This is a genomic window from Klebsiella sp. Q2 (assembly GCF_009900705.1).
Classification (GTDB): domain Bacteria; phylum Pseudomonadota; class Gammaproteobacteria; order Enterobacterales; family Enterobacteriaceae; genus Klebsiella; species Klebsiella quasipneumoniae.
The window spans coordinates 744,636-758,163 of record NZ_JAAABE010000003.1 but is presented as its reverse complement, the minus strand read 5'-3'; the positions used below and the strand labels follow the sequence as shown (position 1 = coordinate 758,163).

13 protein-coding genes and 1 other annotated feature are annotated in these 13,528 nt (G+C 55.6%); of the genes, 7 read left to right on the top strand and 6 right to left on the bottom strand.

What is annotated here, in order from left to right; all coding sequences use genetic code 11:
• Nucleotides 1-521 precede the first annotated feature (521 nt).
• From clpB to rluD, 3 genes are all read right to left on the bottom strand, one after another.
• The gene (gene clpB, locus GT756_RS15440) at nt 522-3,095 is read right to left on the bottom strand and encodes an ATP-dependent chaperone ClpB (protein ID WP_004206837.1); all 2,574 of its coding nucleotides are present in this window, start codon (nt 3,093-3,095) and stop codon (nt 522-524) included.
• Between the two features lie 128 nt (nt 3,096-3,223).
• Complete coding sequence (gene yfiH / locus GT756_RS15435; protein WP_160124877.1) at nt 3,224-3,955, bottom strand: purine nucleoside phosphorylase YfiH; 732 nt, start codon at nt 3,953-3,955, stop codon at nt 3,224-3,226.
• Nucleotides 3,952-4,932 (bottom strand): 23S rRNA pseudouridine(1911/1915/1917) synthase RluD, encoded by a 981-nt coding sequence (gene rluD, locus GT756_RS15430; RefSeq protein ID WP_004206840.1) that lies wholly within the window; start codon nt 4,930-4,932, stop codon nt 3,952-3,954. Before rluD ends, yfiH begins: the two co-directional genes overlap by 4 nt.
• A 131-nt stretch (nt 4,933-5,063) precedes the next feature.
• Here rluD and bamD point away from each other — a divergent pair, with 131 nt between their 5' ends.
• The 4 genes from bamD (at nt 5,064) to pheA (ending at nt 7,823) form a co-directional block, all read left to right on the top strand.
• Nucleotides 5,064-5,801 (top strand): outer membrane protein assembly factor BamD, encoded by a 738-nt coding sequence (gene bamD, locus GT756_RS15425; protein ID WP_004145664.1) that lies wholly within the window; start codon nt 5,064-5,066, stop codon nt 5,799-5,801.
• A 271-nt stretch (nt 5,802-6,072) separates the two neighbouring features.
• Nucleotides 6,073-6,408 (top strand): ribosome-associated translation inhibitor RaiA, encoded by a 336-nt coding sequence (gene raiA, locus GT756_RS15420; RefSeq protein ID WP_002914111.1) that lies wholly within the window; start codon nt 6,073-6,075, stop codon nt 6,406-6,408.
• A gap of 105 nt (nt 6,409-6,513) precedes the next feature.
• Nucleotides 6,514-6,638, top strand: a sequence feature (Phe leader region).
• On the top strand, nt 6,515-6,562 hold the full coding sequence (gene pheL, locus GT756_RS15415; protein WP_100250063.1) for a pheA operon leader peptide PheL: 48 nt from the start codon (nt 6,515-6,517) through the stop codon (nt 6,560-6,562). It overlaps the preceding feature by 48 nt.
• Nucleotides 6,639-6,662: 24 nt before the next feature.
• A complete protein-coding gene (pheA, locus tag GT756_RS15410; RefSeq protein ID WP_023318895.1) occupies nt 6,663-7,823 on the top strand; it encodes a bifunctional chorismate mutase/prephenate dehydratase in 1,161 nt (386 codons plus the stop codon).
• Here the strand turns inward: pheA and GT756_RS15405 are convergent.
• The 3 genes from GT756_RS15405 to aroF form a co-directional block, all read right to left on the bottom strand.
• Entirely contained in the window at nt 7,820-8,692 is an 873-nt protein-coding gene (locus GT756_RS15405; protein ID WP_048295345.1) for an SMP-30/gluconolactonase/LRE family protein, read from the bottom strand. The genes pheA and GT756_RS15405 overlap by 4 nt on opposite strands.
• Before the next feature lie 62 nt (nt 8,693-8,754).
• Entirely contained in the window at nt 8,755-9,876 is a 1,122-nt protein-coding gene (gene tyrA, locus GT756_RS15400; protein ID WP_004206843.1) for a bifunctional chorismate mutase/prephenate dehydrogenase, read from the bottom strand.
• 9 nt (nt 9,877-9,885) lie between these two features.
• Nucleotides 9,886-10,956, bottom strand: coding sequence for a 3-deoxy-7-phosphoheptulonate synthase AroF (gene aroF, locus GT756_RS15395; protein ID WP_004206844.1), 1,071 nt, complete (start codon nt 10,954-10,956; stop codon nt 9,886-9,888).
• A gap of 342 nt (nt 10,957-11,298) precedes the next feature.
• Here aroF and GT756_RS15390 point away from each other — a divergent pair, with 342 nt between their 5' ends.
• The 3 genes from GT756_RS15390 to GT756_RS15380 are packed head-to-tail and all read left to right on the top strand — an operon-like array spanning nt 11,299 to nt 13,520.
• Entirely contained in the window at nt 11,299-11,808 is a 510-nt protein-coding gene (locus GT756_RS15390; protein ID WP_017900644.1) for a YfiR family protein, read from the top strand.
• The gene (dgcN, locus tag GT756_RS15385) at nt 11,801-13,024 is read left to right on the top strand and encodes a diguanylate cyclase DgcN (protein ID WP_064183133.1); all 1,224 of its coding nucleotides are present in this window, start codon (nt 11,801-11,803) and stop codon (nt 13,022-13,024) included. The genes GT756_RS15390 and dgcN overlap by 8 nt, the downstream gene beginning before the upstream one ends.
• A 13-nt stretch (nt 13,025-13,037) precedes the next feature.
• Entirely contained in the window at nt 13,038-13,520 is a 483-nt protein-coding gene (locus GT756_RS15380) for an OmpA family protein (RefSeq protein WP_017900643.1), read from the top strand.
• Nucleotides 13,521-13,528 lie beyond the last annotated feature (8 nt).

Genomic DNA, 13,528 nt, shown 5'->3' with positions numbered 1-13,528 from the left:
CATGTGTTAGGCCTGCCGCCAGCGTTCAATCTGAGCCATGATCAAACTCTTCAATTTAAGTTTGATGCTCAAAGAATTAAACTTCGTAATGAATTACGTGTTCACTCTTGAGACTTGGTATTCATTTATTGTCCGAAGACATTAAGAATCCATGTCACTTTGAGTGCCCACACAGATTGTCTGATAAATTGTTAAAGAGCGGTTGCGACGCGCTTTAGCGCTCTGTCGCGAGGTCCCGTATAATACGTTTTCCTCATTCAGAGTCAAGCGCTTATTTTGCTTTTCTCTGTCGGCTTCAACGTTATCTTTCGCCGTTGAATCCTGCTGCCCCGGCGGCTTGCTTGCCGTTGTTCCGTGTCAGTGGAGGCGCATTATAGGGGGTAATTCTGAAGTGACAAGGATAAATTCAAAAAAAGAATTCAATCGCTCACTTTTCAACCAAATCAGGTATTGAGCTTTAATTTTTGCCTGGTTTTTAAACAAAAACGAGCCCGCTGGGCCCGTTTTTGTCGTTTTGTGACTTACTGCACTGCCACGATACGGTCGTCTTTCACTACTAGCTCGACGGTTTTACCCGGAATCAGCTCACCGGAAAGGATCTGCTGGGCTAACGGGTTCTCAATCTGCTGCTGAATAGCGCGTTTCAGTGGCCGCGCGCCGTATACCGGATCGTATCCGTTGGCGCTGAGCAACTTCAGCGCCTCATCGGACATCCGCACTTCATATCCGCGCTCTTCCAGACGTTTATACAGGCGCTGCAGCTGGATCTGGGCAATAGAAGCAATGTGTTTCTCACCCAGCGGATGGAAGACCACCACTTCATCGATACGGTTGATGAACTCCGGACGGAAGTTCTGGCTGACAACCCCCAGCACCAGGTCCTTCATATGTCCGTAATCCAGCTCGCCGAACCGTTCCTGAATCAAATCGGAACCGAGGTTCGAGGTCATGATGACCACCGTGTTACGGAAGTCGACCGTTCTCCCCTGGCCATCGGTGAGGCGCCCGTCGTCGAGTACCTGCAGCAGAATGTTGAACACATCCGGGTGCGCTTTTTCCACTTCATCCAGCAGGATGACGGAATAAGGACGACGGCGCACCGCCTCGGTCAGGTAACCGCCCTCTTCATAACCGACGTATCCCGGAGGCGCACCGACCAGACGCGAGACGGAGTGTTTCTCCATAAACTCGGACATATCGATACGCACCATTGCGTCGTCGCTGTCGAACATAAAGTTAGCCAGCGTTTTACACAGCTCGGTTTTACCGACCCCGGTCGGACCGAGGAACAGGAATGAACCAATCGGCCGGTTCGGATCGGACAGCCCGGCACGGCTACGGCGAATAGCGTTAGATACTGCTTCAACCGCCTCATCCTGACCAATCACCCGATGATGCAGTTCCTGCTCCATACGCAGCAGTTTGTCACGCTCGCTTTCCATCATGCGGGAGACCGGGATACCGGTCCAGCGGGCCAGCACTTCGGCGATTTCAGCATCCGTCACTTTATTACGCAGCAGACGCATGGTTTTTCCTTCGGACTGAGTGGCTGCCGCCAGCTGTTTCTCCAGTTCCGGAATTTTGCCGTACTGCAGCTCGGACATCCGCGCCAGGTCACCGACGCGACGCGCCTGTTCGATGGCGATTTTCGCCTGCTCCAGCTCGGCTTTGATGGTCTGGGTGCCGGAGAGGGACGCTTTTTCCGCTTTCCACTCTTCTTCCAGCACCGAGTACTGCCGTTCTTTATCCGCCAGCTCCTCGTTGAGCATATCAAGACGCTTCAGACTCGCCTCATCAGACTCTTTCTTCAGCGCCTGCTGCTCCAGTTTCAACTGGATGATACGGCGATCGAGACGGTCCAGCTCTTCCGGCTTTGAGTCGATCTGCATACGGATGCTGGACGCCGCCTCATCGATAAGGTCGATGGCTTTATCCGGCAGCTGACGGTCGGCAATGTAGCGATGCGACAAGGTCGCCGCCGCCACGATAGCCGGGTCGGTGATCTGCACATGGTGGTGCAGTTCATAACGTTCTTTCAGACCGCGCAGAATAGCGATGGTATCTTCTACCGACGGCTCGGCGACGAACACCTTCTGGAAGCGGCGCTCCAGCGCAGCGTCTTTTTCAATGTACTGACGGTATTCGTCGAGCGTCGTCGCCCCGACGCAGTGCAGTTCACCACGCGCCAGCGCCGGCTTCAGCATGTTGCCCGCGTCCATCGCGCCGTCGGCTTTACCAGCGCCAACCATGGTATGCAGTTCGTCGATAAACAGAATGACGTTGCCTTCCTGTTTCGACAGGTCGGTCAGCACGCCTTTCAGACGCTCTTCAAACTCACCGCGGTATTTCGCCCCGGCCACCAGCGCGCCCATATCCAGCGCCAGTACCCGGCGGCCTTTCAGCCCTTCCGGCACTTCGCCGTTGACGATACGCTGCGCCAGGCCTTCGACGATAGCGGTTTTACCCACCCCGGGTTCACCAATCAGCACCGGATTGTTTTTGGTACGGCGCTGCAGTACCTGAATGGTACGGCGGATCTCTTCATCACGGCCGATAACCGGGTCCAGTTTGCCCTGTTCGGCACGCTCGGTGAGATCGACGGTAAATTTCTTCAATGCCTGACGTTGGTCTTCGGCACCCTGATCGTTCACGCTTTCACCTCCGCGCATTTGTTCAATCGCCTGAGTCACGTTGGCGGTTGTTGCTCCGGCGGATTTTAAAAGGTCGGTCAGCGTACCGCGTGATTCAAGCGCCGCCAGAACAAACAGTTCTGACGATATAAAGTTGTCCTTTTTCTTTTGCGCCAGCTTGTCGCAAAGGTTCAGGATCCGCACTAAATCCTGAGAAGGTTGCACATCGCCGCCGGTGCCTTCCACCTGCGGTAAACGGCTCAGAGCCTGTTCGATGTCAGTGCGCAGTTTCCCGGCATTCACGCCCGCCGAGGTTAATAAAGGACGTACCGATCCCCCTTCCTGATTCAGCAAGGCGCTCATTAAATGAAGAGGTTCGATGAATTGGTTGTCGTGCCCGAGTGCAAGCGACTGGGCATCGGCAAGAGCAAGCTGGAATTTATTGGTAAGACGATCCAGACGCATAACTCCTCCCATAACAGGTCAAATTTGCTACTGGAGATTAAATGAGGTCATCCCTCAATTATTCAAGGTTAAAGACCTGAACTATGCGAAAAATAAGTTTGCCTTCTGGATCGTCTTGATTCTCTAGGTTATATCAGCCAAATGAAACTTGCCATACGACCGGTGGTCTTGTCGCGCCGGTAAGAGAAAAAATCATCCTTTTCGCTTAGCGTGCAGCGATCGCCGCCGAAAATCTGCTCAACGCCGACGTTTGCCAGGCGCTGCCGAGCCAGCTGGTAGATATCAGCAAAATATTTTTCGCCTGCCGGACGAAAAGCCTGATGCGCATTCTCATCCTTAGCCATAAAAGCGTCGCGAACTTCTGGGCCCACCTCAAACGCCTGCGGACCGATGGCGGGTCCCAGCCACGCCATAATGTTTTCGGCTTTATCGGCGAAACGGGCGACCGTCTCTTCCAGAACCCCTTCGCATAAGCCGCGCCATCCCGCATGCGCCGCGGCGACTTCAGTACCGGCGCGGTTACAGAACAGGACCGGCAGGCAGTCAGCGGTCATCACCGCGCAGACAGTCCCTGGCGTACGGCTATAAGAGGCATCCACGCGTTTCGACGGATAGGGTCCGCCGTCCAGCGTGAGCACATCGGTACCATGAACCTGCTCAAGCCAAACCGGGTAAGACGGTAAGCCGCCGGCGGCAAACATCCTCCGCCGGTTTTCTTCGACATGCTGCAGATTGTCGCCGCAATGGGCGCCCAGGTTGAGCGAGTCATAGGGCGGCAGACTCACGCCGCCGATGCGGGTAGAACTACAGGCCGCCACGCTGCCGGGCATTGGCCACTGCGGTACAATCAGTTTAGTCATAACCAGTCAATATCGTCCTTATGGGCTTCAAAATCGGCGCGCATCGCCTCGATGAGCTCGACCATATCTTGTGGGATGGGCGCGTGCCACTCCATTTCAATGCCGGTAATCGGGTGGTACAGACGTAGCATGGTGGCGTGCAGCGCCTGGCGGTCGAATTTACGCAGCGCGGTGATGAACTCCTCCGACGCGCCCTTCGGCGGACGCGGGCGGCCGCCATACACCTGGTCGCCTACCAGCGGATGGGTGATATGCGACATATGCACGCGGATCTGATGCGTACGACCGGTTTCCAGACGCAGGCGCAGGCGGGTATGGATGCGGAAATGTTCCATAATGCGGTAGTGGGTCACCGCCGGTTTGCCCATCGGGTGCACCGCCATATGGGTACGCTTGGTCGGATGACGGCTGATCGGTTCTTCAACCGTACCGCCGGCGGTCATATGACCGATCGCCACCGCTTCGTATTCACGGGTGATCTCGCGCAACTGCAGCGACTCCACCAGCCGGGTTTGCGCTGGAATGGTTTTCGCCACCACCATCAGACCGGTGGTGTCTTTATCCAGACGATGGACGATCCCCGCACGCGGCACATCGGCAATAGGCGGATAGTAGTGCAGCAGCGCATTCAGCACAGTACCGTCAGGGTTGCCCGCGCCAGGATGTACAACCAGATCGCGCGGTTTGTTGATCACGATGATGTCATCATCTTCGTAAACGATATTGAGCGGAATATCCTGCGGCTGGAAGCGCGCCTCTTCTTCGATTTCCACATCGATAGCGATGCGTTCTCCCCCCAGCACTTTTTCTTTCGGTTTATCGCCTATGGTGCCATTGACTAATACGCGTTGGTCGAGGATCCATTCTTTTATCCGCGATCGCGAATAATCAGGGAACAATTCGGCCAAAGCCTGATCTAAGCGTTGACCGAGTTGATTTTCGGTCACCGTTGCGGTGAGTTGTACTCGTTGTGCCATATACAGCTTCTTCGTTTAACGTTGGGTTTTACGGCTTTGCCGTTTAATATAGTGTGCTATTGTAGCTGGTCTTAATCGGGAGCAGGAACAGAGATTCTCCCGCATAAACATTTTGAGGAAGTCAAAACGTCATGACGCGCATGAAATACCTGGTGGCAGCCGCCACACTGAGCCTGGCTTTGGTGGGTTGCTCCGGCTCTAAGGAAGAGGTGCCTGATAATCCGCCGAATGAAATCTACGCGACCGCCCAGCAAAAACTGCAGGACGGTAACTGGAAACAGGCGATAACGCAACTGGAAGCGTTGGATAACCGTTATCCATTCGGCCCTTATTCCCAACAGGTACAGCTGGATCTGATTTATGCGTATTACAAAAACGCCGATCTGCCGCTGGCTCAAGCGGCCATCGATCGCTTCATGCGCTTGAATCCCACCCATCCGAACATCGACTACGTCATCTATATGCGCGGCCTGACCAACATGGCTCTGGATGACAGCGCCCTGCAGGGCTTCTTCGGCGTCGATCGTTCCGACCGCGATCCGCAGCACGCGCGCGATGCCTTCAATGACTTCTCCAAACTGGTACGCGGCTACCCGAACAGCCAGTATGCCACGGACGCCTATAAGCGCATGGTATTCCTGAAAGATCGCCTGGCGAAGTATGAGCTGTCGGTAGTGGATTACTACACCGACCGCGGCGCATGGGTTGCCGTCGTTAACCGCGTGGAAGGTATGATGCGTAACTATCCGGATACCCAGGCCACCCGCGATGCCCTGCCGAAGATGGAAAATGCCTATCGTCAAATGCAGATGAATGCTCAGGCGGACAAAGTCGCGAAGATTATCGCCGCGAACAGTAAGAACACCTGAGCCTGACTCATGGATCGCAAACGGCAGCCACTGGCTGCCGTTTTTTTATTCGTTATCCTGGTTAGCTGAAGCGGTTTAGCGTCGAGTTAACTCATCAAATATGGCCTGCTTTGGCAGGTTCGACAAGTAAAATCTCACTTCTTCCTGCCCTGTCTCACAAAATGAATTCGTTGACAAAAAGTGACAATAAAACGTGATTTAGATCACACATTTTGACATTAGGAAAGGTATGCTGGATTCACCAAGACGGGAAAGACAAGAGGTAAAATTTATGACAATGAACATTACCAGTAAACAAATGGAAATTACTCCGGCAATCCGCCAGCATGTCGCAGACCGTCTCGCCAAACTGGATAAGTGGCAAACTCATTTAATTAACCCGCACATCATTCTGTCTAAGGAGCCGCAGGGTTTTATCGCCGATGCAACCATCAACACGCCAAACGGCCATCTGGTTGCCAGTGCGCGTCATGAAGATATGTACGCCGCCATTAACGAATTGATCAACAAGCTGGAACGGCAGCTCAATAAAGTGCAACACAAAGGGGAAGCCCGCCGCGCCGCGACGTCGGTGAAAGAGGCAGGCTTTGTGGAAGAAGAAGAGTAATCCTTAACTTAAGTTGTGTCATGCCACGCGCCTTCGGGCGCGTTTTTTATTGACAGAGTGAAAACAGTACAGGTACTGTAATCCCCACTACTTAAAGGAATTCATCATGAAACTCGTCCCGTTCTTCTTCGCATTCTTTTTTACCTTCCCCTGACCGGGAGGCAATTCGTCGTATAAGAAAGAATGCGAAGACGAACAATAAGGCCTCCCACCCGGGAGGCCTTTTTTATTGGATAACAACAAAGGCAACATCTATGACCGAGGAAAACCCATTACTGGCGCTGCGCGACAAGATAAGCGCGCTGGATGAGAAACTGCTTGCTCTGCTGGCGGAGCGTCGCGGGCTGGCTGTTGAGGTTGGTAAAGCCAAACTGGCCTCCCATCGCCCGGTGCGTGATATTGACCGCGAACGCGATCTGCTGGAGCGTCTGATGACCCTCGGCAAGCGCCATAATCTGGACGCTCATTACATCACCCGCCTGTTCCAGCTGATTATCGAAGACTCTGTACTGACCCAGCAAACCCTGCTGCAGCAGCATTTGAATAAAATTAACCCGCATTCGGCTCGCGTGGCGTTCCTCGGTCCCAAAGGCTCTTATTCGCATCTGGCGGCGCGTCAGTACGCCGCTCGCCACTTTGAGCAGTTTATTGAAAGCGGCTGCGCGAAGTTCGCCGATATTTTTAATCAGGTGGAAACCGGCCAGGCCGATTACGCCGTAGTGCCGATTGAAAACACCAGCTCCGGCGGGATCAACGATGTCTACGATCTGCTGCAGCACACCAGCCTGTCGATCGTAGGCGAGCTGACGATCCCTATCGATCATTGCGTACTGGTCAGCACCTCGACGGATGCCGATAAAATTCAGACCGTCTACAGCCATCCGCAACCGTTCCAGCAGTGTAGCCAGTATCTGAGTCGCTACCCGCACTGGAAGATTGAATATACCGAGAGCACCTCAGCGGCGATGGAAAAAGTCGCGCAGGCGAACGCCCCGACCGTCGCGGCGCTGGGCAGCGAAGCGGGCGGCGCTCTGTACGGCCTGCAGGTGCTGGAGCACTGCCAGGCCAACCAGACGCAGAATATTACGCGCTTCCTCGTTCTGGCGCGCAAAGCGGTAAACGTCTCCGATCAGGTTCCGGCGAAGACCACGCTGTTAATGGCGACCGGTCAGCAGGCGGGTGCCCTGGTGGAAGCCTTACTGGTGCTGCGCAATCACAATCTGATCATGACCAAACTGGAATCTCGCCCCATCCATGGCAATCCGTGGGAAGAGATGTTTTATCTCGATATTCAGGCAAACCTGGACTCGCTGCCCATGCGCAAGGCGCTGAAGGAGCTGGCGGAGATCACCCGCTCCATGAAGGTTCTCGGTTGCTACCCCAGCGAAAACGTCGTGCCGGTGGATCCGGTTTAACGTTCGCGGAACGGTAATTTCTTCATCCCTGCCACCTCCACCGGCAGGGTGAAGATGGCGCCGGACAGCGGATACTGCGCCAGCTCATCGTCCTCCATGTTTTCCCGGGTGGTGGTGATATAGAGCGTTTGCATATCCGCCCCGCCAAAGCAGACCATCGTCGGGCAACGTACCGGCATCGGGTAGGACTCCAGCTCCTCACCCTGCGGAGAGAAACGGGCGATCCGCCAGCCGTCAAACATTGCGCTCCAGTAACACCCCTCCACGTCAATCGCCGCCCCGTCCGGTATCCCTTCGCCAGGCTGAAAACGGCGAAAGACTTCGCGCCGGCCAGGCTCACCCTGCTCATCCAGCGGCGTACGGTAGATCACGGCGTTCGGCGTATCGGAGGTATACATCCAGCGCCGGTCGGCGCTAAACGCCAGACCGTTGGCGCCATGGATGTCACACTGGATCACCGTCGGCTTCAGGTCGTTATCGACCCGCATCAGCAGCGCGCCGTTATAATCCCCCGGGCCCCAGAAGGTGCCGGCATAAAAGCGCCCATCGCGATCGGTCCCGCCATCGTTAAACCGCGCCAGTTCCGGATTGCTCGGGTTATCGCAGACTTTACGCCGTAGCAGACCGTGGGCGTCGGTCAGCCAGATACCGCTGCGCAATGCAACGATAAACCCGCCCTTCTCGCGCAAGGAAAAACAGCCGACCTCCTCCGGAAATTGCAGCACCTGGTGTTCGCCGCTGCGGGTATCGTAGCGGTGAATTTCACATTCCATAATATCGGCCCAGTAGAGGGCCTGCTCTGCCTCGCTCCAGGTCGGGCATTCCGGCAGGTATCCGGTGTAGTCAAACAGCGGTTGTGGTTCAGCCATCGTTGTCATCCCTATAAAAAAAGCCAGCGGTCGCTGGCTTTATTGTATACACCTTTTTCGCTTTACTGCCGATTATCGTTCGCCTGACGCAGCAGCGTGCGGCTCTCGCTCTGGAAACGCTGGGCGTAATCGCCAAACCAGTGTTCGACTTTACGGAAGCTATCGATAAACGCCTGCTTATCGCCCTGCTCCAGCAGACCGATCGCCTCGCCAAACCGCTGGTAGTAGCGCTTAATCAGCGCCAGGTTGTTTTCCGAAGACATAATAATGTCGGCGTAGAGCTGCGGATCCTGGGCAAACAGACGGCCCACCATCGCCAGCTCCAGCCGGTAAATGGGTGACGAGAGCGCCAGCAACTGCTCAAGGCGCACATTCTCTTCCGCCAGATGCAGCCCATAGGCGAAGGTGGCAAAGTGGCGCAACGCCTGAATAAAGGCCATGTTCTGATCGTGCTCCACCGCGCTGATGCGATGCAGGCGCGCGCCCCAGACCTGAATTTGCTCGAGGAACCACTGATAGGCCTCTGGCTGGCGGCCATCGCAGTAGACTACCACCTGCTTGGCAAGGCTGCCGCTGTCCGGACCGAACATCGGGTGCAGGCCGAGTACCGGGCCCTGATGCGCCGCCAGCATCGCCTGCAGCGGCTCTGCTTTAACCGAGGCAAGGTCGACCAGAATGCAATCCGCCGGCAGCGGCGGCAGCCTGGCGATCGTCTCCACGGTGGTGTGAATCGGCACGCTGACAATGACCATGCCGGCATCGGCGACGATATCCGTCGCCCGCGCCCAGTCCTCTTTTTCCAGAATGCGCACCTGGTAGCCGGACAGCGTTAACATCTTCTCAAACAGACGCCCCATCTGCCCGCCGCCGCCGACGATCACTACCGGCCGCAGATTCGGGTAAAGGGTTTTGAAGCCTTTGTCGTTTTCGCTGGAATAGGATTCGCGCATCACGCGACGCAGAACGTCCTCGATCAGATCCGGCGGAACGCCGAGCGCAGCCGCCTCTTCTCGCCGGGAGGCGAGCATCGCCGCCTCGCGTTCCGGGACGTAAATCGGCAGGCCATACTGGCTCTTCACCTCGCCGACTTCGGCCACCAGTTCCAGGCGCTTAGCCAGCAGGCTAAGCAACGCTTTATCTACTTCATCAATTTGATCGCGTAACGCGGTCAGTTCAGCAACCATACTTTCCTCTTACACCAAACGGGCCGCCAGGTGGCCGCGGAGATCCTTATCCAGTTCACGCAGTAGCGCATCGGTGGTTTCCCAGCTGATGCAGGCATCCGTTACCGAAACGCCGTATTTCATCGCCTCACGCGGCTGTTCAGAGGACTGATTGCCCTCGTGGATATTACTCTCAATCATCAGGCCGATAATGGAGCGATTGCCATCTTTAATCTGCGCGACAACGGATTCAGCCACGGCCGGCTGGCGGCGGAAATCTTTATTGGAGTTCCCATGACTGCAATCTACCATCAGCGACGGCTTCAGTCCCGCCTGCGCCATCTCTTTTTCGCATTTCGCCACATCGTCCGGACCGTAGTTTGGCGCCTTACCGCCGCGGAGGATCACATGGCCGTTCGGGTTACCCTGCGTTTGCAGCAGGCAGACCTGCCCGGCCTGGTTGATACCGACGAAACGGTGCGGCATCGCCGCGGCGCGCATGGCGTTGATGGCCGTGGCCAGGCTGCCGTCGGTGCCATTTTTAAAGCCTACCGGCATGGAAAGACCAGAGGCCATTTCGCGGTGCGTCTGAGATTCCGTGGTTCGCGCGCCGATGGCGGACCAGCTGAACAGATCCCCAAGGTACTGCGGGCTGTTGGGATCCAGCGCTTCCGTCGCCAGCGGCAGTCCCATATTCACGAGCTCGACCAGCAGACGACGCGCAATCTTCAGGCCGCCTTCAACATCAAACGAACCATCCATATGCGGGTCGTTAATCAGCCCCTTCCAGCCGACGGTAGTACGGGGTTTTTCAAAATAGACGCGCATCACCAGGTAGAGGCTATCGCTGACCTCTGCGGCAAGGGCTTTAAACCGACGAGCATATTCGATCGCAGCTTCCGGATCGTGAATGGAGCAAGGACCGCAGACCACCAGCAGGCGCGGATCGCGGCCGGCGATGATATCGGAGATGGTTTCACGGGCGTGCGCGATCTGCGCTTCCTGTTCAACGCTCAGGGGGAATTCCGCCTTCAGTTGCTCCGGGGTCATTAACACATGTTCGTCGGTAATATGTACGTTATTCAGCGCGTCTTTTTGCATGATTGCGATCCTGTGTAGCTCGTTTGCGATAGGGGTTGCCTCAGCGGGCATGACGTAACGATACCATACAAAGTAAAGAATTCAATCCATATTCCGTAAATTTTACTTTACACCAATAAATTAATTGGCACTTACCACGACATTAAACGTACAAAAATATTTACACATAGCGAAATCGCGCCAAAATGGCTCATCAGAGCCATCGGCATTACGAAAAATCCTGGTGAGATTTGTCCCAAAGCAAAGGGCGCATCTAATGACGGGTTTTGCTATCAGTGATATTCTTCGCCGGGCATCGGCAGCGGCTTTTCCCGCGCCAGGGCGAATTTGACGGAAGCGTTAATGACAGTATTACACCGTCTTTTATTGACTGTATTTTTTCTCATCGCGGTATCTCCTGTTTTTGCTGCCGGACCTTCAGAACATGTTCGCGCGATTGTTTCCGGGATCGTGACCTATACCCGTTGGCCGTCATTAACAGGGGCGCCGAAGCTGTGCATTTTTGCCTCATCACGCTTCACCCATAGCCTGGCTCATGAAGATCCGGATGCGTTGCCCTATCAACCGGTGATAGTACGTAATAGTGAAGAAGCGTTAAAAACAACCTGCGATGGTTTTTATTTTGGCAGCGAATCGCCGACCCAACAGTCGGAATTAACTCGCCGCTATGGCTCGAGGCCGCTGTTACTCATCGCAGAACAAAATACGGATTGCTCAATTGGTAGCGCGTTTTGCCTGATCATCAACGACGACAGGGTCCGCTTCTCCGTTAATCTGGACGTTCTGACGCACAGCGGGGTTCGGGTTAACCCGGACGTCCTGATGCTTGCCCGGAAGAAACCACATGAATAAGGACTTTTCACAGACATCGCGCCCGACGTTCAAACGCGCGTTGCGTCGCATTAGCGTGATAAGCGTGGTGATTTCCATGACGCTGGTCTGGCTGCTGCTGAGCACGGCCTCTATTTTCACGCTCAAGCAGTACGCGCAGAAAAACCTTGAGCTCACTGCCGCGACCATGGGCCGCAGTCTCGAAGCCGCCCTGGTGTTTGGCGACAGCGCGGCAGCAGAGGAGACCCTCGCTTCGCTGGGGAAGCAAGGGCAGATTTCCCAGGCAATCGTGCTCAACGGCCAGAAGCAGCCCTTCTCCGCATGGCGCCACGAACCGCTGGCCAACAAAGAACAAGTGAGCGGCCTTATCAGTAAATGGCTGTTTCCGGAGCCCACGGTGCAGCCCATCTGGCACCAGGGCAAACAAATCGGCGAGCTGCGACTAACCGCGCTTGATGAACTAATTAGCCACTTTCTCGGCATCTCGATTCTGGTACTGACAGGCAGCATTCTGCTCGCCTCGTTTATCGGCCTGCTGCTGACCCACTCTCTGCACCGGGGGATCGTCGCCGCCCTGCAGAGCATCACCGAGGTCGTGCATGATATTCGCGAAAACCGCCACTTCTCCCGGCGGGTGCCGGAGGAGCGTATCGAGGAGTTCCATCTGTTTGCCCAGGACTTTAACAGTCTGCTGGGGGAGATGGAGGACTGGCAGCGCCAGCTGCAGGCCAAAAATGCTCAGCTGTTGCGCAGCTCGTTACACGATCCGTTGACCGGCCTGGCTAACCGCGCCGCCTTTCGCAACGCGCTTGCCGAGCTGATGAAAAATGAAGTGGATCACCAGACCTCAGCGTTACTGTTTCTCGATGGCGATAACTTCAAATTGATCAACGACAACTGGGGACATGCGGCGGGCGATAAAGTGCTGATGGAAGTCGCCAGCCGCCTGATGACTTTCGCCGGTAAACGCCATCTGGCGTGGCGTCTCGGCGGCGATGAGTTTGCCGTTCTGCTGCGCGAGGTGCGCTCGGAAGCAGAAGTCCAGGCCCTGTGCCAGGCGCTGTCGGAACAATTTCTTCCGCCATTCAATCTGCACAATGGCCATAGCGCCACGCTCTCGCTGAGCGTCGGTTATGCCCTGGCGTGGGAGCACGCCACTGCGGAATCACTGCAAGAACTTGCCGATCAGAATATGTATCGGATGAAAAACCAACGTATCCAGCAGACGCTGAAATAATAAAGGACGCATTATGATCACGAAATATTTCGCCCCCGCCCTGATGGCGGCGGCGCTTTTGACAGGTTGCCAGGCTCCTCAGGGAAAATTTACCCCCGAGCAGGTGGCGGCGATGAAATCTTACGGCTTCACTGAAAGCAACGGCGATTGGTCCCTGGGCTTATCCGATAGCATCCTGTTTGACAAGAATGACTACCGACTACGTCCCGACAGCCGCCAGCAGATCACCCAAATGGCCTCGCGGCTGGCGACAACTGGGATAACGCATAGCCGCCTTGAAGGCCACACCGATAATTATGGTGAGGATAGCTATAACGAAGCCCTGTCGCTTAAGCGGGCCAACAGCGTAGCCGATGCCTGGGCGGAAGGCGCCCATATCCCGCGCAGTAATTTAGTCACCCGCGGCCTTGGCAAAAAATACCCGATCGCCAGCAACGACACCGCGGCCGGGCGCGCTGAAAACCGCCGGGTTACGGTGGTCATCAGCACGCCGTAAACGTCCGC